Annotated in this window: 27 protein-coding genes; 10 read left to right on the top strand and 17 right to left on the bottom strand. The window is 46.0% G+C overall.

From position 1 onward, the window contains the following. Positions 1-3 precede the first annotated feature (3 nt). The 12 genes from hybO to bioA form a co-directional block, all read right to left on the bottom strand. Positions 4-1,131, bottom strand: a complete 1,128-nt coding sequence (hybO, locus tag CVP04_RS03340) for a hydrogenase 2 small subunit (protein WP_100296097.1) — start codon at positions 1,129-1,131, stop codon at positions 4-6. Between the two features lie 251 nt (positions 1,132-1,382). Next, positions 1,383-2,111 (bottom strand): 3-oxoacyl-ACP reductase FabG, encoded by a 729-nt coding sequence (fabG, locus tag CVP04_RS03335; protein WP_100296096.1) that lies wholly within the window; start codon positions 2,109-2,111, stop codon positions 1,383-1,385. Between the two features lie 85 nt (positions 2,112-2,196). Further along, on the bottom strand, positions 2,197-3,135 hold the full coding sequence (fabD, locus tag CVP04_RS03330) for an ACP S-malonyltransferase (RefSeq protein WP_100296095.1): 939 nt from the start codon (positions 3,133-3,135) through the stop codon (positions 2,197-2,199). 28 nt (positions 3,136-3,163) lie between these two features. Continuing rightward, positions 3,164-4,114: a beta-ketoacyl-ACP synthase III gene (locus CVP04_RS03325; RefSeq protein ID WP_100296094.1), complete on the bottom strand. Its 951-nt coding sequence runs from the start codon at positions 4,112-4,114 to the stop codon at positions 3,164-3,166. Between the two features lie 29 nt (positions 4,115-4,143). Next, positions 4,144-5,178: a phosphate acyltransferase PlsX gene (gene plsX / locus CVP04_RS03320; protein WP_100296093.1), complete on the bottom strand. Its 1,035-nt coding sequence runs from the start codon at positions 5,176-5,178 to the stop codon at positions 4,144-4,146. Between the two features lie 23 nt (positions 5,179-5,201). Further along, the gene (gene rpmF / locus CVP04_RS03315; protein ID WP_005544470.1) at positions 5,202-5,372 is read right to left on the bottom strand and encodes a 50S ribosomal protein L32; all 171 of its coding nucleotides are present in this window, start codon (positions 5,370-5,372) and stop codon (positions 5,202-5,204) included. A gap of 20 nt (positions 5,373-5,392) precedes the next feature. Continuing rightward, positions 5,393-5,914, bottom strand: coding sequence for a 23S rRNA accumulation protein YceD (gene yceD / locus CVP04_RS03310; protein ID WP_100296092.1), 522 nt, complete (start codon positions 5,912-5,914; stop codon positions 5,393-5,395). Positions 5,915-5,998: 84 nt separating this feature from the next. Next, the gene (gene bioD, locus CVP04_RS03305) at positions 5,999-6,643 is read right to left on the bottom strand and encodes a dethiobiotin synthase (protein ID WP_100296091.1); all 645 of its coding nucleotides are present in this window, start codon (positions 6,641-6,643) and stop codon (positions 5,999-6,001) included. Beyond that, the gene (gene bioC / locus CVP04_RS03300) at positions 6,609-7,412 is read right to left on the bottom strand and encodes a malonyl-ACP O-methyltransferase BioC (protein ID WP_100296090.1); all 804 of its coding nucleotides are present in this window, start codon (positions 7,410-7,412) and stop codon (positions 6,609-6,611) included. Before bioC ends, bioD begins: the two co-directional genes overlap by 35 nt. Then, complete coding sequence (locus tag CVP04_RS03295) at positions 7,406-8,062, bottom strand: DUF452 family protein (protein ID WP_100296089.1); 657 nt, start codon at positions 8,060-8,062, stop codon at positions 7,406-7,408. The genes bioC and CVP04_RS03295 overlap by 7 nt, the downstream gene beginning before the upstream one ends. An 11-nt stretch (positions 8,063-8,073) precedes the next feature. Further along, positions 8,074-9,246 carry an 8-amino-7-oxononanoate synthase gene (bioF, locus tag CVP04_RS03290; protein WP_100296088.1) on the bottom strand — a complete coding sequence of 391 codons (1,173 nt, stop codon included), beginning with the start codon at positions 9,244-9,246 and terminating at the stop codon, positions 8,074-8,076. Then, on the bottom strand, positions 9,230-10,528 hold the full coding sequence (gene bioA, locus CVP04_RS03285; protein WP_100296087.1) for an adenosylmethionine--8-amino-7-oxononanoate transaminase: 1,299 nt from the start codon (positions 10,526-10,528) through the stop codon (positions 9,230-9,232). The genes bioF and bioA overlap by 17 nt, the downstream gene beginning before the upstream one ends. A gap of 139 nt (positions 10,529-10,667) precedes the next feature. On the opposite strand from bioA, the gene asd reads away from it, so the two are divergent. From asd to CVP04_RS12420, 3 genes are all read left to right on the top strand, one after another. Next, entirely contained in the window at positions 10,668-11,552 is an 885-nt protein-coding gene (gene asd / locus CVP04_RS03280) for an archaetidylserine decarboxylase (protein ID WP_100296086.1), read from the top strand. A gap of 23 nt (positions 11,553-11,575) precedes the next feature. Then, complete coding sequence (bamJ, locus tag CVP04_RS03275; protein WP_100296085.1) at positions 11,576-12,208, top strand: BamJ family beta-barrel-assembly machinery protein; 633 nt, start codon at positions 11,576-11,578, stop codon at positions 12,206-12,208. Between the two features lie 264 nt (positions 12,209-12,472). Beyond that, positions 12,473-15,217, top strand: coding sequence for a YadA-like family protein (locus CVP04_RS12420; protein WP_100296084.1), 2,745 nt, complete (start codon positions 12,473-12,475; stop codon positions 15,215-15,217). 83 nt (positions 15,218-15,300) lie between these two features. Here the strand turns inward: CVP04_RS12420 and proB are convergent, their stop codons facing one another. Further along, the gene (gene proB, locus CVP04_RS03265) at positions 15,301-16,413 is read right to left on the bottom strand and encodes a glutamate 5-kinase (RefSeq protein WP_100296138.1); all 1,113 of its coding nucleotides are present in this window, start codon (positions 16,411-16,413) and stop codon (positions 15,301-15,303) included. A gap of 158 nt (positions 16,414-16,571) precedes the next feature. On the opposite strand from proB, the gene CVP04_RS03260 reads away from it, so the two are divergent. From CVP04_RS03260 to CVP04_RS03245, 4 genes are read left to right on the top strand one after another with little or no spacing between them, the layout of a single operon-like run. Then, the gene (locus CVP04_RS03260; RefSeq protein WP_100296137.1) at positions 16,572-17,354 is read left to right on the top strand and encodes a threonine/serine exporter family protein; all 783 of its coding nucleotides are present in this window, start codon (positions 16,572-16,574) and stop codon (positions 17,352-17,354) included. A gap of 3 nt (positions 17,355-17,357) precedes the next feature. Beyond that, positions 17,358-17,822, top strand: coding sequence for a threonine/serine exporter family protein (locus CVP04_RS03255; protein WP_100296136.1), 465 nt, complete (start codon positions 17,358-17,360; stop codon positions 17,820-17,822). 35 nt (positions 17,823-17,857) lie between these two features. Beyond that, positions 17,858-18,349: a type 3 dihydrofolate reductase gene (gene folA, locus CVP04_RS03250; protein ID WP_100296083.1), complete on the top strand. Its 492-nt coding sequence runs from the start codon at positions 17,858-17,860 to the stop codon at positions 18,347-18,349. 23 nt (positions 18,350-18,372) lie between these two features. Continuing rightward, the gene (locus CVP04_RS03245) at positions 18,373-18,738 is read left to right on the top strand and encodes a helix-turn-helix domain-containing protein (protein WP_100296082.1); all 366 of its coding nucleotides are present in this window, start codon (positions 18,373-18,375) and stop codon (positions 18,736-18,738) included. Between the two features lie 15 nt (positions 18,739-18,753). Here the strand turns inward: CVP04_RS03245 and mutM are convergent, their stop codons facing one another. From mutM to radC, 4 genes are all read right to left on the bottom strand, one after another. Continuing rightward, positions 18,754-19,566 carry a bifunctional DNA-formamidopyrimidine glycosylase/DNA-(apurinic or apyrimidinic site) lyase gene (mutM, locus tag CVP04_RS03240; protein WP_100296081.1) on the bottom strand — a complete coding sequence of 271 codons (813 nt, stop codon included), beginning with the start codon at positions 19,564-19,566 and terminating at the stop codon, positions 18,754-18,756. A gap of 87 nt (positions 19,567-19,653) precedes the next feature. Then, on the bottom strand, positions 19,654-19,824 hold the full coding sequence (gene rpmG / locus CVP04_RS03235; protein WP_005542835.1) for a 50S ribosomal protein L33: 171 nt from the start codon (positions 19,822-19,824) through the stop codon (positions 19,654-19,656). 11 nt (positions 19,825-19,835) lie between these two features. Beyond that, a complete protein-coding gene (rpmB, locus tag CVP04_RS03230) occupies positions 19,836-20,072 on the bottom strand; it encodes a 50S ribosomal protein L28 (RefSeq protein WP_005599762.1) in 237 nt (78 codons plus the stop codon). A gap of 223 nt (positions 20,073-20,295) precedes the next feature. Further along, positions 20,296-20,952 carry a RadC family protein gene (gene radC, locus CVP04_RS03225; RefSeq protein ID WP_100296135.1) on the bottom strand — a complete coding sequence of 219 codons (657 nt, stop codon included), beginning with the start codon at positions 20,950-20,952 and terminating at the stop codon, positions 20,296-20,298. A 160-nt stretch (positions 20,953-21,112) separates the two neighbouring features. On the opposite strand from radC, the gene coaBC reads away from it, so the two are divergent. From coaBC to slmA, 3 genes are read left to right on the top strand one after another with little or no spacing between them, the layout of a single operon-like run. Further along, positions 21,113-22,339: a bifunctional phosphopantothenoylcysteine decarboxylase/phosphopantothenate--cysteine ligase CoaBC gene (gene coaBC / locus CVP04_RS03220; RefSeq protein WP_100296080.1), complete on the top strand. Its 1,227-nt coding sequence runs from the start codon at positions 21,113-21,115 to the stop codon at positions 22,337-22,339. A gap of 9 nt (positions 22,340-22,348) precedes the next feature. Next, entirely contained in the window at positions 22,349-22,804 is a 456-nt protein-coding gene (dut, locus tag CVP04_RS03215) for a dUTP diphosphatase (protein ID WP_100296079.1), read from the top strand. Beyond that, on the top strand, positions 22,804-23,403 hold the full coding sequence (gene slmA, locus CVP04_RS03210; RefSeq protein ID WP_100296078.1) for a nucleoid occlusion factor SlmA: 600 nt from the start codon (positions 22,804-22,806) through the stop codon (positions 23,401-23,403). Before dut ends, slmA begins: the two co-directional genes overlap by 1 nt. Positions 23,404-23,419: the final 16 nt, after the last annotated feature.

Raw genomic sequence — 23,419 nt, 5'->3', positions numbered from 1 at the left:
TGCTTATCCTTGTTTATCTTGTTCGACTTCAAGTGCTTTACGTTGAATACTTAACTCGCGTAAAGTCATTACGCTGACGCCCGCCAACACACCGGCGGCTCCGCCCAATAAACCGATTGCGGTTTTGGAAATTTCCCCGCCTTCCGTATTCATTACATCCGGTTTATTCACGCGCGGCGTCGGGTTTTCAACGGTTGCCAGTTGGAAAATATCTTTGGTGAAACCGATACCTTTTTCATTACAGCCGTAACAAGGATGTCCGATACCCACCGGCCAGTTATTGCCGCCTACATCGCAAAATTCTAAAGTGGAACAGTTACCATAAGTTTCCGGCCCTTTACAGCCTAAATGATATAAACACCAACCGTTGCGATGACCGTAATCGCCGAATTCTTTGGCGAAGCGTCCCGCATCAAAGTGCGGTCGGCGATAGCAGTTTTCGTGAATTAACCGATCATAGGCAAATAGAGGACGATTTTGTTTGTCCATTGCCGGCAATTTTTTATAAGTGATAATGTAAGCGACAGTGGCAAGGAAGTTATGCGGATTCGGCGGACAGCCCGGAATGTTGATCACAGGAATGCCGGGTAAAATTTCCGATAAACTGACCGCACCTGTCGGATTTTCACCGCTGGAAGGCACACCGCCCCAAGAAGAACAAGAACCGATCGCGATAATCGCCGCTGCATCTTTTGCCGCAGTTTTAATATGTTCGTGAATAGGTTTTCCCGCCACCATACAATACACGCCGCCGTCTTTTAACGGAATGGAACCGTCCACCACCAAAATATATTTGCCTTTATAGTGGTGTATGGCGTTATGTTTATTTTCTTCCGCTTGATCGCCGAATGCGGCGGATAGGGCTTCGTGATATTCTAATGAAATAACGTCAAGCACCAAATTCTCAACGGTCGGGTGAGTAGAACGCAATAGAGACTCCGTACAGCCGGTACATTCCTGCGCCCCGATCCAAATCACCGGCGGGCGTTTCGGCGCGGTGAGCGCATTGCTCATTTCAGCACCCGCCTTTGAACTTAATCCCATTGTCGCCGCAAGTGCGGTACATAATTTCATAAAATCACGGCGGCTGACATCGGCCAGTGAAAATAGTCCGTTCAATTTATCATTCATAATGCACTCCACATTCACCTATAATTTATACGGTTTATTTAATTATCGAATATTACTCCCGTTAGACGAAAAATAATTTGATCTCTGTCATAAATAACAAAATTTTCACAAAATACTTACAAATAGGTAGTTCAATTTAACAAATTAAGAATAATTATCATTAAGAAAAGGTTTTTTATAATAAATCGGATATAAAAAAAGCGATGCATTCTCACGCATCGCTTTAAAAAATAATTCGAAATTTTAGCAAATTACGCCATATATAAACCGCCGTTAACGTGTAACGTCGTACCGGTGATATAACCCGCATCCTCGGAAGCCAAAAACGCCACCGCTTTTGCAATGTCTTTCGGCTCGCCCAAATGACCCGCAGGCACATTAGATAAGATACCGGCTTTTTGCTCCTCGGTTAATACTTCCGTCATATCCGTCGCGATAAATCCCGGCGCTACCACGTTGACCGTAATACCGCGCGATGCTACTTCTTTTGCCAAAGCTTTGCTGAAACCGATTAATCCCGCTTTCGCCGCGCAATAATTGGCTTGTCCCGGATTACCGGACGAACCGACGACAGATCCGATAGTAATAATGCGACCGTAGCGTTTTTTCATCATTGAACGCAACATTGCTTTAGATAAACGATATACCGAAGTTAAATTGGTTTGCAAAATATCGAACCATTCATCGTCTTTCATTCGCATTAACAAATTATCGCGCGTAATACCCGCATTGTTTACCAAAATATCAATGTCACCGAAAGCTTCTTTGATTTGCGCCAGTACGCTATCAATGGATTCTTGATCCGCTACGTTTAACACCAAACCTTTGCCTTTTTCACCCAAATAGGCGGAAATGCTTTCCGCGCCTTTTTCGGAGGTCGCCGTGCCGATCACAAAAGCGCCTTTGGCAACCAATTCTTCCGCAATAGCACGACCGATACCGCGTGTCGCACCCGTAACTAATGCAATTTTTCCGTTCATATTTACTGTTACTCCAACTATTTATGCAATAAGGCAATATTCGTCTGTGGTCGCACCTAGTGCGACCCTGCTTTATTACATTTAATTAAGCCAAAATTTCTTCTACCGAATTTAACGATGCCGGATCATTAACGGCTTTTGACCCTAATTCTTTTACAATGCGACCGGTTAAACCGGTTAACACCTTATTCGGGCCGATTTCAACCAACACTTCAATGCCGCCGCGCGCCATTTTTTCCACGCTTTCCGTCCAGCGAACCGGACTATAAAGTTGGCGCACAAGTGCGGTGCGAATTTCGTGTGTTTCGGTTTCCGCTTTCACATCAACGTTGTTAATCACCGGAATCGTCGGCGTTTTCACCGCAATGCTTTCTAAAGAAACGGCAAGCTGATCCGCCGCCGGTTTCATTAACGCACAATGTGACGGCACGCTCACCGCCAACGGCAATGCACGTTTTGCACCGGCTTCTTTACACGCCGCCGCCGCACGTTCGACCGCCGCCTTGGCGCCGGCGATAACCACTTGTCCCGGTGAATTGAAATTCACGGCGGAAACGACTTCGCCTTGTTCCGCGTTTCTACAAGCATTGATGATACTTTCGTTATCCAAACCGATAATCGCATACATCGCCCCGGTACCTTCCGGCACGGCTTGCTGCATTAATTTACCGCGTAATTCCACTAATTTCACCGCGTCTTGAAAATCAATCGCACCGGCACACACCAAGGCAGAATATTCGCCCAAACTATGTCCAGCCATTACTTCCGGCACTAAAGTCGGATATTTTTGTTGCCAGACGCGATAAATCGCCACGGAAGCCGTTAAAAGTGCGGGCTGAGTTTGCCACGTTTTATTTAATTCTTCCGCAGGGCCTTGTTGAACCAAATTCCATAAATCGTAACCCAAAACCTCGGAAGCCTGTTTAAAGGTTTCCTCTACGATCGGATATTCCGTTGCCAATTCCGCTAACATTCCGACGGATTGAGATCCCTGTCCCGGAAAAACCATTGCAAATTTTTTCATTTTACTTCCCTTCTCACTTCTCTATATATTAAAACCTAACTAATGCAGATCCCCAAGTCCAACCACCGCCGAAAGCTTCCAATAAAAGCAGCTGACCGCGTTGAATACGCCCGTCGCGTACCGCTTCGTCCAACGCTACCGGCACGGTCGCCGCACTGGTATTACCATAACGATCTAAGGTGACGACTACTTGAGACATATCCATATCCAATTTTTTCGCCGTTGCGGCAATAATACGCAAATTAGCTTGGTGAGGAACCAACCAATCAATATCTTTTTTATCCAAGCAATTTGCTGCCAAGGTTTCTTCTACAACGTTAGAAAGTTCGCGCACCGCTAATTTAAAGGTTTCGTTACCTTGCATTTTAATAAAGCCCGATTGCTGTTCGCCGCGTTCAACGTTCGGCAACGAAAGTACGTCGTTTTTATCCGCACTTGCGTGCAAATGAGTGGAGATAATACCTTCCTGTTCCGACGCTTCTAAAATTACCGCGCCCGCACCGTCGCCGAATAAAATCACCGTGCCGCGATCCGTTTCGTCTAATTTGCGCGAATTAAGATCCGCGCCGATGACCAAAGCTTTTTTTACTTTGCCGGTGCGAATAAATTGATCCGCAACGCTCAACGCATAGACAAAACCGGTGCAAGCCGCCGCCAAATCAAAGGAAATCGCATCTTGAACGTCCAACATTCCCTGCACTTGACAAGCTGCACTCGGATAACCGTGAGAATTTGTGGTGGTCGCCACTAAGATTAAATCAAGATCATTAGGATCGATATTCGCTGCTTCCAAAGCGTTTTTCGCCGCTTCAAAGCTCATTGTCGCCACGGTTTCGTGTTCGGAGGCGATACGACGCTCTTTGATTCCGGAACGCGTGGTAATCCATTCGTCGGAGGTATCAACCATTTTTTCCAAATCGGAATTGGTTCTAATATATGCCGGCATATAGCTACCGGTGGATAAGATTCTACTGTACATAACAATCTCGGATCATTAATAAAACGGGTTTAATATTTTTCCAAACCGGCTAAAATTTTCGTCGGAATTTGTTGGCGCGCCTGTAATGCCGCATCCGCAATGGCATAAGCAAAGGCTTCGGAATTTGCACCGCCGTGACTTTTTACCACAACGGAAGTCAAACCGATTAATGACGCGCCGTTATATTGATCGGGGTTGATCTGTTTCAAGCGCTGATAACTGCCTTTTAAGAAAAGTTTTTTCACCAACCACGCGAACAGCGGCTTGCAAATATGATTGGTTTTATTCAAGGCGGCATTTCCTTTAAATAACGAAATCACGTTTTTCGCCGCACCTTCCAGCGTTTTAAGCGCCACATTACCGACGAATCCGTCGTTGACAATCACGTCCGCTTTGCCGTTAAGCAATAAGTCGCCTTCAATAAAACCGATATAATTCAAGGTGGTATTATTTTTTAACATTTCCGCCGCATCGCGAATGGATTTATAGCCTTTAATTTCTTCGATACCGATATTCAACAACGCCACACGCGGGAAAACCAAACCCAAGCGATTTTCGGCAAAAATAGCGCCCATTACGGCGAATTGATATAAATTTTCCGCGCTGCATTCAATATTCGCGCCCAAATCCAACATTACGCTTTGTTCGCCTGTCATTGTCGGGATCACGGAAACCAACGCCGGTCGTTCAATACCTTTTAGCGGCTGTAAAATAATCTTTGCCAATCCCATTAACGCCGCCGTATTACCGCCACTGACGCAACCTTGTGCTTCGCCTTTCTGCACGGCTTCAATCGCCAAACGCATCGACGTGCCTTTGCTACGACGCAATGCATAAGATAATCCTTGCGAATTTTCCACTACGCGCGCGCAATGACAAACGGTTAAACGGGAAAGAATCGATTCGGGAACCTTTTCAAGCAAAGGTGTGATTTGTTGGCGATCGCCGAACAATAATAAAGACAGCATCGGATCATTTTCCAACGCTTTAATTGATGCGGGGATAGTAATACGGGGACCTACGTCCCCGCCCATCACATCTAACGCGAGGGTTAGACGGTTCAAGTGATTACCTTATAAGTAATAAATTACTTATTGATCACTTTACGACCGCGATAGTAACCGTCAGCAGTTACGTGGTGGCGTAAATGTGTTTCACCGCTTGCTTTATCAACGGATACCGCTGCGGTAGTTAAAGCATCGTGTGAACGACGCATATCACGACGTGAACGAGATTTTTTATTTTGTTGAACAGCCATTGGCTATACTCCTAAATTTACTATTTCTTTAAACTAGCTAATACAGCGAACGGGTTCGGTTTTTTTGCCAGTTCTTCCGGCAATTCGCCAAAAACCTGTTCAGCCACGGACACTTCACAGTGTTCAGATGAATGCATCGGAACAATCGGAAGACTGAGTATTAATTCATCTTCAATCGTACCGATTAAATCTATTTCACCGAATTCGTTAAATTCAATCGGTTCATAAATCTCCGGTAATTCATCGGCTTGATCCAAATTAGCCACAGGACTGTAACAAAATTCACAGTGAAGCGTTTGAACGAAAGTTTCCGCACAACGTTGACATTCCGATTCGACGTCAACGCTCGCCTTGCCTTTCATTACCACCAATTTTTGCGGATCAATGAAAAACGATAATGTAACCTGTGCATCGCTGAGCACTTTAACCACCGAATCCGCCAAACGCGTAAGTTGGGACGCGGCGTAATAACCGTTGTAATCCAACCGACGTTGTGCGTCTTTTACCGGATCGGTAGTGAGGGGTAGTTTTACCTTTTGCATAGGGCGTGAATATTACCTTTTGATTGGCGATTAGTCAAAGGAAATTATCATTTTTTATGCGAAAAAGTCGGAATTTCCACCGCACTAATCATCGAGCGACTCCAATATCTCGAATGTCGCTTGCGGAAAATGCCGTTGCAAATAATCCTGCAAATAGCGTTCCGTTTCCGTGCCGATAATTTCATCCGCCGGCGGATAGCGATTATAAATCAACGTATGCAATTCGATACCATACTGGCGGCAAGCGGATAAATTCAATAAAGTGTGATTAATACTGCCCAACTTGCCGGAAGTCACCAAAATCAGCGGATAACCGCATTCGCGCAAATAATCCGCCGTGGTATGCGTTTCGTCATAAGGCACGAACAGCCCGCCCGCGCCTTCTAACAGCACATAATCATATTTCTGCGCCAACTGCGCCGTCGCTGCGCGAATAAGTGCGGTGGAAATTTGCCGATTTTCCATTTTTGCCGCCAAATGCGGCGAGCAAGGATAAGCGAATAAATACGGGCAAGTGATACCTTGCAAATCCTCCGCCGTCGGCGCAATGCCCATTATTTTACGGTGCACCAAAATATCCGACGACATTTCTTCGCAACCGGTTTGAATCATTTTCTGCGTGATGACGGAAAAACCTTGCTGTGCCAACTTTTTGGCATATACGCCCGTCGCCACGGTTTTGCCGATATCCGTATCAATTCCCGAAACAAATAAAATTTGCGCTGTCATTTGTTTTTTCTCCCTGTTTTTGCGCCAAGACAAAAATCGGCTGATAAGTTAACCGCACTTTTCCTGCCGAATCGGCGAAATTATGCCGATAATCTTGCGAAAATTGCTGTAATTGGGTTTTCGTCCAATGCCCTTGTCCCACCGCCGTCACGCCGGTGGCTTTAAGATGTTGCAACACGGCAAGCGGCGAAGAAAAAATTAATCGAATGTTTTGTTGCTGCAAGTGCAGCACCTTGAAATCTTTCTGCAAGGCGTCTTGCCATTGTTGCAAATGCGGATAATTCAAACCGACACTGGTCAAGGCACGAATCTCCGCCAAATTTTGCGGCGCAAAGGTGCTGAATAAAAGATAACCGTCCGGTTTGAGCAAGGCGCGGCTACGCGTCACAAAATCCAAAGGATCATCAAACCATTGCACGGCGGAAGCCGAGACGATCAGATCGTATTGCGCAGGAAAAGTATAATGTTCAGCGTCGGCGCAATAAAAGCGATAATCTTGCCCGTGCAAAATTTCTGCGATTTGCGGCTCCGTGCGACAAAGATCGTTTAAATGCCATTGTTCCACCTGTAATTCGGCGCATAACAGACGGGTGAGTTGCCCTGTACCGCAGCCGATTTCCAATAAGCGGGCAAATTGCCGTGCGCCTTGAGCTAACAAAATGTCCGTCAAGCGACGATTAATTTGTTGTTGCGCCTGCGCTTGCTCGTCATAGGTTGTCAAAGCTTGCGAAAAGCAGCGGCAAATGCGATCTTTATTATGCGTCAACATAATTCCGCCCAATGAGAAAATGCCGCGAAAGGATAATGCGGCAACGCCGATTCGACGATATGATCGCTGTGTTGCCCGAAATAACTTTGCCAATAACGCTGTTGATTTTCCGGCGGAAAAATACGATCTTGCTGCCCGATAACGGCTTTTGTCCAACGAACCGCTTGCGCCGAAGGTTGTTGAATACCTTGATAAAGTGCGGTCAATTCTTGCTGATTTTCCACCGCACTTTGCAGCCCTTCCAGCTGTTGATATTGCTGAAATACAGTTTTATCGCCACACATTCGGCGTTGAAATTTCACCAAATTACTCTCGTTTAATCCCTCCAACGTGCCTTGAAAAATCGCCGTCGGAATACCGAATTGATCGTGACAAGGCGCGCCAGTGCCGTTAATTGCCGTAGCGGAAAGCAAAGGCACGCCCGCCATTACCTGATCCGCCGCCCACACGCCCATTGACCAAGCCACCAGCTTAATGCCTTGGTAAGCGGAAAAATCCACATTAAGGCTAAGATCTTGATAATTATAACAAATCAGCAAATCGGTATCGGGCGGCAAACACAAATGTTCCACGGTGCTCGGCGGCGTTCCCCAACCGGCAAAATAAACGATCAGTTGCGTCCCGTTGTGATAAATTGCTTTTGTTTGCATTTGATAACCTTCTATTTCACTGCCATTTGTTTTAAACAGTCCATAAATTGCACCACTTCGTCCATTGTCATATCCGCCGTTAAAGACAAGCGAATTCTTGACGTTCCTTGCGGCACTGTCGGCGGGCGAATCGGCAGGCAATAATAACCTTGACGCTGTAATTCCAACGCAGTTTCGACGGTTTTTTGATTATCACCGATAATATAAGGCACAATGCAACTTTGGCTCGGCATCGGACGGGCAAAATGCGTACCGATTTGCGCGCGCAGATACTCGCTCAAACGCGCCAAATGCGCGCGTTTCGCGGCAAAGTGCGGTAGTTTTTCGAATAGAAATAAGCTCCACGCAATATTAAACGGCGGCAAGGCGGTAGAGAAAATTAGCGGGCGCATTGTATTGACTAAATAATCTTTCATCACGGCATCGCACACCACATAAGCGCCCATTGACGCCAAGGCTTTACCGAAAGTGCCAACGAGAAAATCGATGTCGCGCAAACAACCCTGCACTTCCGCTTCGCCCAAGCCTTGTTCGCCGTAAGCGCCGATAGCGTGTGCTTCGTCCACATAAAGCAAAATATTGCCGAATCGCTGTTTGAAAGCAACCAGCTGCGCTAAATCCGCCTTATCGCCGTCCATACTGAACACGGATTCCGTCACAATAATAATGCGGCGATAATTTGCCTGATGTTTGTTCAACAGCGATTCCAAATGCGCATAATCATTATGTCGATAACGCAGAAAATCCGCACCGCTTAAGCGAATTCCGTCAATCATACTGGCGTGTACCAATTTATCCGCCAGAATTAAGGTCTTTTTGTCCGCTACAGCCGGTAAAATGCCGATATTGGCGTGATAACCACTGTTGAACAACAACGCGCTTTCTCGCCCGAAACGCTGCGCCAGCAGGCTTTCCAGCGCTTGATATTCGGGAAAGGAACCGGTCAATAATCGCGAGGAAGAAGATGTAAAGTGCGGTAGTTTTTCCGCATATTTTGCCAGAAATTCTTGTTGTAGCGCCGGATCATTCGCCAAACCGAGATAATCGTTCGACGACATATTCAACATTCGGCGACCGTCTTTTTCAATATAACGCCCTTGATGCACCAATTCCGGTAGCGCGCGACATTGCCCGATGTCGCGTAAACGGGCTAAATGTTCGGCATAATCAGCAAGATGATTCATTATAAACGTCCTTGATCACCGCCAATAAACCGGCGGTAAGTGTTGATAATTGCGCCGGTTCGATAATAAAAGGCGGCATTACATAAACCAAGCGTCCGAACGGGCGCAGCCAAATGCCTTTTTCCACGAATTTCGGCTGTAATTGCGCAATATTAACAGGTTCGTGCATTTCAAGTACACCGATCGCCCCAAGAACGCGGACCTCTTTTACCGCGCGAAAACTCGCTGCCGGCGCCAATTCCGCTTTTAATTGTTGCTCAATGCGGCGCACCTTATTTTGCCAATCGCTTGCCAATAATAAATCAATAGACGCACACGCCACGGCGCACGCCAACGGATTACCCATAAACGTTGGGCCGTGCATAAAACATTTCGCTTCGCCTTGGCAAATCATTTCGGCAATTCGTTCGGTCGTCACCGTTGCCGAAAGGGTCATATATCCGCCGGTTAACGCCTTGCCTAAACACATAATATCCGGTTTGATACGGGTGTATTCGGTGGCGAATAATTTGCCCGTGCGCCCGAAGCCCGTGGCGATTTCGTCAAAGATCAGCAATACGCCGTATTGATCGCATAATTCGCGGGCTTTTTCCAAATAAGTCGGCGAATAAAAATACATCCCACCAGCACCTTGTACCACAGGTTCTAAAATTAATCCCGCAATTTCACCGCACTTTTGCGCCAATAAATCGCGCAGCGGTCGGATATCGTCTTCGTTCCAAGATTGATCAAAAGCGGTTTTCGGCTGCGGTAAGAAATATTGCAACGGCAAACGTTGTGCAAACAAGCCGTGCATTCCGGTGATGGGATCGCAAACGGACATTGCGTGCCAAGTATCGCCGTGATAACCGGCGCGGATTGTAGCGAATTTGCAGCGTGTGTTTTCGCCTTTCGCCCGTTGATATTGCAGCGCCATTTTCATCGCCACTTCCACGGCGACGGAGCCGCTGTCGGCAAAAAAGATTTTATCCAAGCCTTGCGGCAACAGCTTAACCAAACGTTGCGCTAATTCGCCGGCGGGATCGTGAGTGAGACCGCCGAACATAATATGGCTCATTTTCGCTAATTGATCGATTGCCGCGCGGTTTAATGTCGGATGATTATAACCGTGCAGCGCAGCCCACCACGAAGACATTCCGTCAATCAGAGTTCGACCGTTTTTCAAGTGAATGGTTACGCCTTCCGCCCGCTCGACGGCATACATCGGCATATCGGCACCCACCGCCGAATAAGGATGCCAAATATGTTGCTTATCCAATTTCAATAAATCTTGCTCGTTCATCTGCGCCTCAATGCGATTCGATTTCAGAAAGTGCTTACCCTAGCGCTATTTTTTCGCGAAAGCAAGCAAGTTCGCCCGATCATTGCACAAGTCGAATAAGTTGTTATAATCCGGATCCGAATTGAAGAAGGAAGATGCTATGTATAATTCAGAAAAAAAACAACCGACGTATTGGCAACGTGTAAAGATTGCGTTTCAATATTTGATGCCGCAGCTTTATTTAACCCGATTAGCCGGTTGGTTTGCAAAACAAAAATGGGGCGCGGTGACGCATTTCGTCATTAAACTGTTCGCCAAAAAATATCAAGTCGATATGACGGAAGCGGCGAAACCGGATTTTAAAGATTACGCCAGTTTCAACGAATTTTTTATTCGCCCGCTTGCGGAAGGCGCGCGAAAAATCGAACAAAATCCGACCGCACTTTGTTTGCCGGCGGACGGACGTATCAGCCAGTTGGGGCATATCGAAGACAATTTATTGTTACAAGCCAAGGGACATTCTTTCCGTTTGGAAGATTTGCTCGCCGGTGATCAAGCTTTAACGGAAGCCTTTAAAAACGGCGAATTCGCCACCACTTATCTTTCACCGCGAGATTATCACCGTGTGCATATGCCGTGCGACGGCACATTGCGCAAAATGATTTATGTACCGGGCGATTTATTTTCGGTGAATCCGTTTTTAAACGAACATATCCCGAATTTATTAGCGCGCAACGAACGGGTGATTTGTGTTTTTGATACCGAATTCGGCACAATGGTACAAATTTTAGTGGGCGCAACCATCACCGCCAGCATTAGCACCGCGTGGGCGGGCATGATCAATCCGCCGCGTCCGAACGAGGTTAAAATTTGGACTTACGACGGCGAAAACGCAATGCAATTACGCAAGGGACAAGAAATGGGCGCCTTCCAACTCGGTTCAACAGTGATCAACCTGTTCCAAGCCGATCGCGTTACTTTGGCGGAATATTTGGATGTGGATGTCCCGACCCGTGTGGGCAATGTATTAGCCTATAAAAAATAATTTTCAACAACAAAGGAAAAACAATGACAAAACAATTTTTCGAACAAGTTTCATTAGACGACGTATCCGCCAAAGGCAGCTACGGCATCGGTTTACAAATCGGTCAACAATTAGTTGACAGCCAATTAGCGGTGAAAGCCGAAGCCGTGGCAAAAGGCATTTACGACGCGCTTAATCAAAACGCACCGGCGTTAGATTTAAACGAAGTCAGCCAAGCGCTACAACAGTTGCAACAACAAGCACAAGAAGCGGCGCAAGCACAATTCAAACAAATTGAAGAAGCCGGTAAGCAATACCTTGAAGAAAATGCGAAAAAAGACGGCGTGAAAGTCACCGATACCGGTTTGCAATATGAAGTGTTGGTCGAAGGCAACGGCGCGGTGCCAAGCCGCCAAGACCAAGTTCGCGTTCATTACACCGGTACATTAATCGACGGCACGGTGTTCGACAGCTCCGTCAAACGCGGTCAACCGGCGGAATTTCCGGTCAGCGGCGTCATCGCCGGTTGGGTTGAAGCCTTATCAATGATGCCGGTAGGCTCAAAATGGAAATTAACCATCCCGCATTTCTTAGCGTACGGCGAACGCGGCGCCGGCGCATCTATCCCACCGTTCAGCACCTTGGTGTTCGAAGTGGAATTATTGGATATTCTGTAAATATTCTTCCGATAAAAAAAGCAAAAACCGTGTCGAAAGGCACGGTTTTTTGTTGTGTTAAAAAATGTATTCCTTGTAAAGCACGTCTATTTCTACACCTTTTCTACCATTCATTTTGATAATCTTTATATATATTTGTAAATATATGTAAAGATTATTTAATCTACTTACTTCTTCAGTCTTTAATTGATTATGCTTTAAACAAAATATAAAGCTATTTTCATCACAATTCGTTTCTATCTGTTAATTTATGAGGCTATCTATATGAACAAGAAATTTGATACTAATATAAATTATTCGATTCTACATACGGATTATTATCACTCTTCCGTAAAACGAATAGGAAAAATCACGTTAACCACTGCTGCAACATTACTGTTATCCATTGGTTATACCAATGCTGCCGATACAGCGACAGGTGCCGGAACTGGTGTAGCTTACGGTACGGGAAGTTCTACTAATGCTGATACCTCCGTTGCGATTGGTAAAAAAGCACAATCCCAAACAGCTTCCGCAATCGCTATCGGTAATGAGTCTAGGGTGGATGGGGATAGCAGTATTGGACTGGGAAACGGCGCACGTGTTGCTTCTAACGGCTATCCATTAACAAGTATTGCTATAGGTAAAAGCGCATATGTACTTAATGGTTCCGGACAACAAGAATATGAACTCAGTTTCGATAAATCCAACTGGAATGTAAGCGGTGGATTTTTCAGTAAAACATATACGCCTAAAGACACTTCACGTATTGCAGGTGGGATTGCAATCGGTACAAACTCTTATGCCCGAACCAGTAGTGTACAAATCGGATCGCATACTTATACAGGGAAAATGGGTGGCATTGATGTTACAGCAGCAACAAATGGTGAAGCCAATATTGTCGGTATGACGACAATAGGAACCAATACCTATAATAAAGGTGCTCTTAGTAGTATGTTGGGCGCATATTCAATTATCACCGGTGATTTCAATAGCTCAGGTGGATTCAATAGTTTATGGTTCGGTTCACAAAACTTTGGTGCCAATGTTTTTGGGTCGCTAAACAGTATTCGTTCTAAAGGACATAATGGTAGTAGCGGCATTGCCAATAGCATAGTTGGTGTTGCAAACACAGCAGAAAATTCGAACGGTGCATTAATTTTTGGTGCCGGAAATAAAATTTCCAACTCTATTCTGTCAATTTCAGGTATTAGCGGAGGAAGCGATACCGTTGATGAAATGTCCGACAAATTAAGATCTACTGTACAATCATCCGAAGGTGGCGCAACACTCGCTATCGGGGGAGGTAATACGGCAGATTATACTCAAGCTTCACAAATGATCGGGGTAAACAACAGCCTAATCGGTACAAACACTTCCGTAAGTAAATATAATTTAATTAACGGTTATAAAAATACCGCATCAAATGTTAATAATATTTCCATTATAGGCACAAAAAATACGATCACGGGAAGTAAAAATATCGTGCTTATCGGTGATAATCATAAGTTAACCGATGTTTCGCATAATATCGTGCTGGGATCTGCCGATACAGAAAATGAAATCACTGCATCCGATATCGTATCTATCGGGCATAACGCGGTAGCCAATATAGCAAAATCCGTTGCGCTCGGTAGTGCCGCCGCAACCACAGGTACGCTAACAGAAAAAACTGCAGGTATAACGGACTACACATCCGTTACTATTCGTAATCAAACCTTCAATAATTTTGCCGGCAGCAAAGCTAGCGGAGTGGTTTCGGTCGGGAAAGTCGGTGAAGAAAGACGAATTCAAAACGTCGCAGCCGGTCTAATTTCAAAAACCAGTACCGATGCAGTTAACGGCAGCCAGCTATACAGTTTAGTCGATACACTCACACCAACTATTTCAATTTATAGTAAAGGAACAAATAGCGGTACTTATACGCAAGGTACAAGCGTGCTATTAAATACGCTAGTAAACGGTTTAAAATTTGATTTTGGTGATGGATTAAGTGCAACTGAAGTAGAAAAAAACGGTGAAAAATATATTTTTGTCGGCTTGGATAAAGATAAAATCAAAACAGATCCTGATCTAAAAGGTCCACAAGGTCCTAAAGGTGACAAAGGCGATACCGGCGCAAGCGGTCCGCAAGGCCCTAAAGGCGACAAAGGTGATACTGGCGCAACCGGTCCACAAGGTCCTAAAGGTGACAAAGGAGATACCGGCGCAACCGGTCCGCAAGGTCCTAAAGGCGACAAGGGAAATATCGGCGCAACCGGTCCACAAGGTCCTAAAGGTGACAAAGGCGATACCGGCGCAACCGGTCCGCAAGGTCCTAAAGGCGACAAAGGTGATACCGGCACAACCGGTTCACAAGGTCCTAAAGGTGACAAAGGCGATACTGGCGCAACCGGTCCGCAAGGCCCTAAAGGCGACAAAGGTGATAAAGGTGATAAAGGTGACGCTGGAACAAGCGCTTTATCAACAAAAGAAGAATCCGTTGTTGCTGGCAGTAAAAATATTCAAGTGAAAAAAGCCGCTAAACCAAATAGTACAGGCGGCAATGAATACGTGGTTGATCTTGCCGATGACGTTAAGGTTAATTCACTCACAGCAGGTAATACTACAATCAACTCTCAGGGCGTAGCAATTAAAGGCGGACCGAGTATGACAGCTTCCGGTATTAATGCTGGCGGACAACGCGTTACTAACGTTGCACGCGGTACAAATCCGACGGATGCAGTGAATGTCAGCCAACTCAATGAAACCAACCAACGCGTTGTTGAATTAGATAATCGCATTAATAAAACACGTAAAGAAATGCGTGGTATAGGCGCCAATGTAGCGGCGGGTATTTCCTTACCTCAAGTAAAAACAGCAGGTAGATCAATGCTTGCTGTTTCGGTAGGGACATACAAAGGCGAGTCCGCCGTTGCAGTCGGTTGGTCAAAAGCGAGTGATAACGGAAAAGTCGTACTTAAATTAACTGGTACGGCAAACACCGCCAGCGATGTGTCTGCGGGGGCTGGTATCGGCTTTGAATATTAATCTCGGTAAAACAGGGAAATAATCGCTTATTTCCCTCCGAATGAAAGCAGGTTGTTGAGATTCGACAATCTGCTTTTTTCGCGTTACAACACAATCATATCATCACGATGCACGGCGACGGAGCCGTATTCATAGCCGAGGATGCGTTCGATATCTTGGGATTTTTGTCCTTTAATGCGGGAAAGGGCATCGCTGTTATAACGCGGTACGCCTAAGGCGATGTCTTTGCCGCTACGGGTGCGGATTTTCACCACTTCGCCGCGCGAAAAACGCCCGTCGATTTCCACAATACCCGCCGGTAATAAAGATTTGTGCTGAATTAACACCGCACTTTCTGCGCCGTCATCAATGACCACAACGCCCGCTGCAGGCGCGGCGAACAACCATTGTTTGCGACTTTCCAAACGATCCGTTTGCACGGTAAATTTCGTGCCGATGGCTTTGCCGTAAGCCAAATCCGCGATCACATTCGGTCGGTTGCCCGGTGCGATAACGGTTTCGACGCCGGAACGCGTAGCGACATCGGCGGCGGTGATTTTGGTGGACATTCCGCCCGTACCTAGATTCGTGCCGCTGCCACCAGCGATCGAACGAATATGATCGGTAATTTTATCCACCACCGGAATCAATTTTGCCTGCGGATTTTTACGCGGATCGCTGTCAAATAAGCCTTGCTGATCGGTGAGTAAATAAAGCTGCTCCGCTTGGGCTAAAATCGCAACGAGGGCGGATAAATTATCGTTATCACCGACTTTAATTTCCGCCGTAGCAACGGCATCGTTTTCATTGATGACCGGAATAATGCGATTATCTAACAGTGCGTGCAAAGTATCGCGCGCATTTAAAAACCGTTCGCGATCTTCGATATCCGCGCGGGTCAGCAAAATCTGCCCGATATGAATATCATACACCGCAAACAACTGCTCCCACGTTTGGATCAACTGGCTCTGCCCAACGGCGGCAAGTAGCTGTTTCGAGGCGATGGTCGGCGGTAATTGCGGGTGATTCAAATAATGCCGCCCTGCCGCCATTGCGCCGGAAGAAACGATAATCACGCGAAATCCCGCTTGGTGTAACTGCGTGATTTGGCGCACGATTTCCATCATATGCGCACGGTTCAACTTTGGCGAACCTTGGGTTAAAGTGCTAGTGCCGAATTTAACGACGATGGTTTTTTCTTTTTTGCTGTTTTCCATAAATTTCATTCTGTAGCCGAAAATGCCCTTAAATTAGCATTAAACCTGTAAAAAATCATCTGATTTCCACCGCACTTCTATGATTTAAAACAAATTTTATTTTGATGAAGGGCATATAATATGCAAGGTTTATTTTTATGAAAGGGTTAACTATGACTATGCAAAACGAACAGCACGCCGAGCGACAACGGGAAGTCACCCGCCTCTGCGTGCAAGCGGCGTTAATGCTGTTGCAGCACGGCGCCGAAAGCACCGTTGTGGTGCAAATGGCGAACCGTTTGGGTTTGGCGCTGGGAATGGAAAGCGTAGAATGTGCGCTGACGCCCAATGCAGTGATTTTAACCACTTTGTGCGACGGACATTGTATTACCACGGCGCGTAAAAACGTCGATAAAGGCATTAATATGCACGTTGTGACCGCTGTGCAACGCATTGTGATTACGGCGGAGCATAAAATTTACGATATGCGTCAGGTGCGCGAGAAATTGGATAAAATCAAACCGCTTAAATATAACCGTTATTTCGTCGTGTTGATGATCGGTTTATCTTGCGCCAGTTTCGCCCATCTTTCCGGCGGTGATCCGATGATTTCGTTGATTACTTTCATTGCCGCCGCCGTGGCGATGTTCGTGCGTCAAAGCCTTGCCGCGCGCCATTATAATCCGCTGATCGTGTTTGCCGTCACCGCCTTTGTCGCCTCAATGGTGTCCGGCGTCGCGTTAAAATATAACCTCGGCAATGATCCGCAAATCGCTTTGGCATCGAGCGTTTTATTGTTGGTTCCCGGTTTTCCGTTGATCAATTCCCTCGCGGATATTCTGAAGGGACACGTTAATATGGGGCTGGGCCGCTGGACCATTGCGACGATCCTGACTTTCGGCGCTTGTCTCGGCATTGTTTTGGCGCTCGCCGTATTAGATATTACCAGTTGGGGGCGCTAAATGATGACATTAATTCTCAGTTTATTAGACGATATGTTTTTCGCCGCGATTCCCGCCGTCGGTTTTGCGCTAGTGTTTAACGTGCCGCCGCAAGCCCTAAAATATTGCGCGATTCTCGGCGCGCTCGGCCACGCATTGCGCACTTTTTTGGTGTATTTTGACGTACCTTTGGTGTTCGCCACCTTTCTCGGCGCAAGCTTAATCGGCTTTATCGGCGTTCACCTGTCGCACCGCTATTTGGCACACCCGAAAGTGTTTACCGTCGCAGCGGTCATTCCGATGATTCCGGGCGTTTACGCTTATAAAGCGATGATAGCCATCGTGCAGATTCATCATTACGGCGCGTCGGATCAACTGTTCAGTCAAATGATCGATTATTTTATTAAAACCGGCTTTATTCTGGGCGCCTTGGTTTTCGGCTTAGCCTTGCCCGGCTTACTGTTCTATCGACAAAAACCTGTGGTATAGTAAGCGCAAGACATCAGCCGAATACAAGGAATCTTATGAGTTTAAGCCTTATCGTCGCAATGACAAAAAACCGCGTGATCGGAAAAGACAATCAAATGCCTTGGCATTTGCCCGCCGATCTCGCGTGGTTTCGCCGCAACACCACGGGAAAACCGGTGATTATGGGTCGCAAAACCTTCGAAAGCATCGGTTTTCCGCTGCCTAAACGCACCAACATCGTGCTCTCCCACCGCCCTTATCAACAAGCGGGCGTTATTTGGAAAAATAGCTTGGAAAGTGCGGTGGATTTTGTCAAAGATTCGGCGGAAATAATGCTTATCGGTGGCGGCGAACTATTTAAACAATACCTTCCGCTCGCCGACCGACTTTACCTGACGGAAATTCAAACGGAACTTGAAGGCGACACCTTCTTCCCCGCGATTAACCCGCAAGATTGGCAAATCGACTTTGAAGAATACCGCCCCGCAGACGAAAACAATCCTTATGATTGCCGATTTTTGATTTTGACGCGGGTAAACCGCGAATAATGTAATTACGCTTATTGTAATCAATGCATACCGAACAAGATAAACTTGGCTTTAGTAAACGATTAAAAGCGGCGCTTGAGTTAGCCGGTTCCGATTCGCTTTCCTTATCGGAGATCGCCAATCGTTTTAATCTTCGTCATCCGAATAACCCGATTACGCCACAAGCCGTACATAATTGGCTAATCGGGCAATCTATTCCTACGCCCGATAAAATTGCGACATTGTCTAAATGGCTGAACGTCAGTCCGGATTGGTTGCGTTATGGGAAAGAGGAAACGGAAGGGCAAAAATTGACGTCGGAAGAATTGTTGCTGCTGAAATATTTTCGTTGTTTAACGGCAAAACAGCAGCAATGCATTATTGCGATGTTGAATGAATTTCAAAAATAATCAAACACGGCGCGATTATTTTTTCTGGCATTTCGGGCAGAAAAAGCTGTTACGTTGACCGATAATTAAACTTTCGATTTTTCCACCGCACTTCGGGCAAGGTTTGTCTTTGTGTCCGTACACTAATAATTCTTGTGCAAAATAACCCGGACGTCCGTCGGGTTGTAAGAAATCTTTTAACGTTGTGCCGCCTTGTTTTATGGCATCACTCAACACTTGTTTGATGGTATCGACCAATAAATCCGCTTGTTTTCGGCTGATGGTTTTGGTTGTTTTTTGCAGGTGAAGTCCGCATAAAAATAAGGTTTCGTTGGCGTAAATATTGCCTACGCCGACCACGACCGAATTATCCATTAAAAAAGTTTTAAGTGCGGTGTTTTTTTGCCGAGATTTTTTAAATAGATACTCGCCGTTAAATTCCTCCGATAAAGGTTCGGGGCCTAATTTCAGGAATAGATAAAAATCCTCAAGATTATTCGTCCATAACCACGCGCCGAACCGTCGCGGATCGTTATAACGCAGCAATTTTCCGTTATTCATTACAATATCAAGATGATCGTGTTTATCAATCGGGCTGTCGTGCGGCACAATGCGCACCGAGCCGGACATTCCTAAATGTCCGATGATATAACCTTGTTCCGTGTGAAAAATCAGGTATTTCGCACGACGGCTAAGTGCGGTGACTTTTACACCGTGAAATCGGCATAATTCCGGACTGACTTCCCAACGTAATTTGGCTTGACGCACCACGATTTTTTCAATGAGAAAACCCTTTACATAAGGGCTTATGCCGTTCAGTGCGGTTTCAACTTCGGGTAATTCCGGCATTGGCGTTTCCTTTTGATTAACAGGGATTATGATAATAACGGATGTAAAAAAACCCGAACAAGTCGGGTTCTTTCATCGAAAACTAAATTATTTGATTTTAGCTTCTTTGTAAATAACGTGTTTACGCACTACCGGATCAAATTTTTTGATTTCCATTTTTTCAGGCATATTACGTTTATTTTTAGTTGTTGTATAGAAATGACCGGTTTCAGCGGTTGAAACTAAACGGATTTTCTCACGAGCACCTTTAGCTGCCATTTTTTAGCTCCTTAGATTTTCTCGCCACGAGCACGGATTTCAGCTAACACTGCATCGATGCCTTTTTTATCAATAATACGCATACCTTTCGCTGTTAAGCGTAAAGTTACGAAACGGTTTTCACTCTCAACCCAGAAACGGTGAGTGTGTAAGTTAGGAAGAAAACGACGACGAGTCGCATTCAATGCGTGCGAACGGTTGTTACCAACTGCCGGACGCTTGCCTGTTACTTGACAGACTCTAGACATATTAATCTCCAATAAATCAAATATAAGCTCGAGCTTAGGGTTCGGATTACTGCAAATCGAAATTTGCAAGCTACCTCGTCAGGTCGCTGTAACCGACCCGCATACTATATTAAAGGTGGCAAATTATACTCACTTTATTAATTATTCTCAAGTCTAATTACGGTATTTCACGAAATAAATGATAAAAAAGTGAGCAACAGAAAAGGATGATCCCCAAAAGATCCTAGATCCAGCCGTTTTCACAAAAAGAAAAATAACAGCCTTTGCCGATAATAAAATGATCCAACACGCGCACTTCCACAATTTCCGCCGCTTGTTTGATTTTGTCGGTAATTAATTTGTCCGATTGACTGGGTTGTGCTTCGCCGGAAGGATGATTATGGGCTAAAATAACCGCCGCCGCATTATAGCACAAAGCGGTTTTAATAATCTCGCGCGGATAAACTGCAGCGCTGTTAATCGTACCGAGAAACATTTCTTCTTTTTTAATTAGGCGATGTCGATTGTCTAAAAATAAAACCACGAAAACTTCCCGTTCTTTGTTTTCCAGTTCCGTTTGTAAATACATTCGCACCGCTTGCGGATCGGTGAATTCATCGGCGATTTCCAGCGTTTGCGATAAATAGCGCTTGGTCATTTCGGTGCAGGCTTGCAGTTGAATAAATTGAGTTATGCCCAAGCCTTTTACCGCGCAAAATGCCTGTTGTTCGGCGCGAATTAAGCCGCGTAGCGAGCCGAAATGCGTTAATACTTCGTGCGATAATTGCATTACCGGACAGCCTTTAATGCCGGTGCGCAAGAAAATCGCTAATAATTCCTCATCCGTTAACGCGCTTGCGCCGAAACGAAGCAGTTTTTCGCGCGGCATTAATTCGTTCATCGCCGTCTGTTTCTCCTCTTTTTGGCAGGACAATAAAGGCTTGGCACGATTTTGTAAAACAAGCCGATGAATTTTGCGTAGCGGATCGCAAAATAAAATTTTTTCTTCGGAAAAATTACAGTAAAATGACCGCACTTTTAATTGTGATTAAGGGCTAACAATGCAAGATCTTCAAGGAAAACGAATTGTCGTCGGCATTACCGGCGGAATCGCCGCTTATAAAACCATTGAATTGATTCGCCTGTTGCGCAAAAGCAACGCGGAAGTGCGCGTCGTATTAACGCCCGCCGCCGCACAATTCGTCACGCCGTTAACTTTGCAAGCCATTTCCGGCAATGCGGTGTCGCAATCCTTGTTAGATCCGCAAGCCGAGCTCGCAATGGGGCATATCGAACTGGCAAAATGGGCGGATCTTGTGGTTATTGCGCCCGCCAGCGCGGATTTTATCGCGCGCTTAAATGCGGGAATGGCGAACGATCTGCTTTCGACCATTTGCCTTGCTACCGCCTCGCCGATTTTGCTGGCGCCGGCGATGAATCAACAAATGTTCGCCCAGTCCGTGACCCAACAAAATTTACGCCAACTCGTTGCGCGTGGCATTCATACCGTCGGGCCGAATAGCGGCGCACAAGCCTGCGGCGACGTAGGTTTCGGGCGAATGTCGGAACCGACGGAAATTTACACCGCACTTTGCGCCGTCGTTGCGCCACGTCGCGATTTAGCCCATTTAAACGTGGTCATCACCGCCGGCCCGACGCGCGAAGCCATTGATCCCGTTCGCTATATCAGTAATCACAGTTCCGGCAAAATGGGATTCGCTCTTGCCGACGCCTTTGCCGAACGCGGCGCGAAAGTCACGCTGATCGCAGGTCCGGTGAATTTGCCGACGCCGCGCAATGTGACGCGTATTGATGTGGTTTCCGCACAACAAATGTATCAACAAGCAATGCAAAGTGCGGTGGAAAATCACATATTTATCGGCTGCGCCGCCGTTGCCGATTATCGCCTTGAACAAATTGCGACGCAGAAAATCAAAAAAACCGCCGATAATGATGAACTCACGCTAAAATTAGTGAAAAATCCGGATATTATCACCAATGTCGCACAATTACGCGAAAAACGACCTTTTGTGGTCGGTTTTGCGGCGGAAACGCAAAATGTGGCGGAGTATGCGAAAGATAAATTACAACGCAAAAATCTGGATATGATTTGCGCTAATGATGTTTCCGACAGCGCACTGGGCTTTAACAGCGAACATAACGCATTGCAACTATTCTGGCAAAACGGCGCGGAAAGTTTGCCGCAAGACACCAAACGCAATCTTTCGGCGCAACTTGTTGAGAAAATAATTGCGCGCTACAATCAGTCTTCCGTTGATAATCGATAAGGAAAAAAAATGAAAAAAATTGACGTTAAAATTCTTGATCAACGTATCGGCACGGAATTTCCGTTACCGACTTATGCCACCTCCGGTTCCGCCGGTTTGGACTTACGCGCCTTGACAGAAGAAAGTTTCGAATTACAACCGGGCGAAACCAAGCTAATTCCGACCGGCTTATCGATTTATATCGCCGATCCGAATTTGGCAGCGGTGATTTTACCGCGTTCCGGTTTAGGTCATAAACACGGCATCGTATTGGGCAATCTTGTGGGTTTAATCGACTCGGATTATCAAGGCCCGCTAATGGTTTCGATGTGGAATCGCGGCGATACGCCGTTTAAAGTAGAAGTCGGCGATCGCATTGCGCAGCTCGTGTTCGTGCCGGTGGTGCAAGCGGAATTTAATATCGTCACGGATTTCGAACAAACGGATCGCGGCGAAGGCGGTTTCGGTCATTCGGGTAAACAATAATGGAAAAACCGATGAAACGCAGCGTCAAAGAACGCCGTCAGCAAGTGCTTACCGTGTTGACCCATATGTTGCATTCCGAACGCGGGATGGAACGAATGACAACGGCACGTTTGGCGGAAGAAGTCGGTGTATCCGAAGCGGCGCTCTATCGCTATTTTCCGAGCAAAACCAAAATCTTCGAGGCATTAATCGATAATATCGAAGGAAATTTATTCAGCCGTATCAATCATTCGATTAAAAACGAAACCAATACGATGAATCGCGTGCGCGATATTTTGCAAATGATTTTGGATTTTGCGCGTAAAAACCCGGGACTGACCCGCGTATTGACCGGTCACGCCTTAATGTTCGAATCGCCGCAGTTGCAAGCGCGCGTAGCGCAGTTTTTTGATCGCTTGGAATTGCAATTCGTGAATATTTTGCAAATGCGAAAATTGCGCGAAGGAAAATCCTTTAGCACGGACGAACGCACCGTTGCCGCGTATTTGGTCACCTTTTGCGAAGGGCAATTTATGCGCTATGTACGTTCGAACTTCCGCCATACGCCGAATCAAAGTTTTGAGCAGCAATGGAAACTTATCGAACTGCTATTTGCATAATTTGAATTTTTAGGTA

The sequence above is a fragment of the Caviibacterium pharyngocola genome, assembly GCF_002795405.1.
GTDB lineage: Bacteria > Pseudomonadota > Gammaproteobacteria > Enterobacterales > Pasteurellaceae > Caviibacterium > Caviibacterium pharyngocola.
This window is presented reverse-complemented; position numbering and strand designations above follow the sequence as displayed.

What these genes read in the sequence shown, in the direction of transcription:
- hybO (WP_100296097.1), bottom strand. Translation starts at nt 1,131, where the DNA reads ATGAATGATAAATTGAACGGACTATTTTCACTGGCCGATGTCAGCCGC.
- fabG (WP_100296096.1), bottom strand. Translation starts at nt 2,111, where the DNA reads ATGAACGGAAAAATTGCATTAGTTACGGGTGCGACACGCGGTATCGGT.
- fabD (WP_100296095.1), bottom strand. Translation starts at nt 3,135, where the DNA reads ATGAAAAAATTTGCAATGGTTTTTCCGGGACAGGGATCTCAATCCGTC.
- CVP04_RS03325 (WP_100296094.1), bottom strand. Translation starts at nt 4,114, where the DNA reads ATGTACAGTAGAATCTTATCCACCGGTAGCTATATGCCGGCATATATT.
- rpmF (WP_005544470.1), bottom strand. Translation starts at nt 5,372, where the DNA reads ATGGCTGTTCAACAAAATAAAAAATCTCGTTCACGTCGTGATATGCGT.
- yceD (WP_100296092.1), bottom strand. Translation starts at nt 5,914, where the DNA reads ATGCAAAAGGTAAAACTACCCCTCACTACCGATCCGGTAAAAGACGCA.
- bioD (WP_100296091.1), bottom strand. Translation starts at nt 6,643, where the DNA reads ATGACAGCGCAAATTTTATTTGTTTCGGGAATTGATACGGATATCGGC.
- bioC (WP_100296090.1), bottom strand. Translation starts at nt 7,412, where the DNA reads ATGTTGACGCATAATAAAGATCGCATTTGCCGCTGCTTTTCGCAAGCT.
- CVP04_RS03295 (WP_100296089.1), bottom strand. Translation starts at nt 8,062, where the DNA reads ATGCAAACAAAAGCAATTTATCACAACGGGACGCAACTGATCGTTTAT.
- bioF (WP_100296088.1), bottom strand. Translation starts at nt 9,246, where the DNA reads ATGAATCATCTTGCTGATTATGCCGAACATTTAGCCCGTTTACGCGAC.
- bioA (WP_100296087.1), bottom strand. Translation starts at nt 10,528, where the DNA reads ATGAACGAGCAAGATTTATTGAAATTGGATAAGCAACATATTTGGCAT.
- asd (WP_100296086.1), top strand. Translation starts at nt 10,668, where the DNA reads ATGTATAATTCAGAAAAAAAACAACCGACGTATTGGCAACGTGTAAAG.
- bamJ (WP_100296085.1), top strand. Translation starts at nt 11,576, where the DNA reads ATGACAAAACAATTTTTCGAACAAGTTTCATTAGACGACGTATCCGCC.
- CVP04_RS12420 (WP_100296084.1), top strand. Translation starts at nt 12,473, where the DNA reads ATGAACAAGAAATTTGATACTAATATAAATTATTCGATTCTACATACG.
- proB (WP_100296138.1), bottom strand. Translation starts at nt 16,413, where the DNA reads ATGGAAAACAGCAAAAAAGAAAAAACCATCGTCGTTAAATTCGGCACT.
- CVP04_RS03260 (WP_100296137.1), top strand. Translation starts at nt 16,572, where the DNA reads ATGCAAAACGAACAGCACGCCGAGCGACAACGGGAAGTCACCCGCCTC.
- CVP04_RS03255 (WP_100296136.1), top strand. Translation starts at nt 17,358, where the DNA reads ATGACATTAATTCTCAGTTTATTAGACGATATGTTTTTCGCCGCGATT.
- folA (WP_100296083.1), top strand. Translation starts at nt 17,858, where the DNA reads ATGAGTTTAAGCCTTATCGTCGCAATGACAAAAAACCGCGTGATCGGA.
- CVP04_RS03245 (WP_100296082.1), top strand. Translation starts at nt 18,373, where the DNA reads ATGCATACCGAACAAGATAAACTTGGCTTTAGTAAACGATTAAAAGCG.
- mutM (WP_100296081.1), bottom strand. Translation starts at nt 19,566, where the DNA reads ATGCCGGAATTACCCGAAGTTGAAACCGCACTGAACGGCATAAGCCCT.
- rpmG (WP_005542835.1), bottom strand. Translation starts at nt 19,824, where the DNA reads ATGGCAGCTAAAGGTGCTCGTGAGAAAATCCGTTTAGTTTCAACCGCT.
- rpmB (WP_005599762.1), bottom strand. Translation starts at nt 20,072, where the DNA reads ATGTCTAGAGTCTGTCAAGTAACAGGCAAGCGTCCGGCAGTTGGTAAC.
- radC (WP_100296135.1), bottom strand. Translation starts at nt 20,952, where the DNA reads ATGAACGAATTAATGCCGCGCGAAAAACTGCTTCGTTTCGGCGCAAGC.
- coaBC (WP_100296080.1), top strand. Translation starts at nt 21,113, where the DNA reads ATGCAAGATCTTCAAGGAAAACGAATTGTCGTCGGCATTACCGGCGGA.
- dut (WP_100296079.1), top strand. Translation starts at nt 22,349, where the DNA reads ATGAAAAAAATTGACGTTAAAATTCTTGATCAACGTATCGGCACGGAA.
- slmA (WP_100296078.1), top strand. Translation starts at nt 22,804, where the DNA reads ATGGAAAAACCGATGAAACGCAGCGTCAAAGAACGCCGTCAGCAAGTG.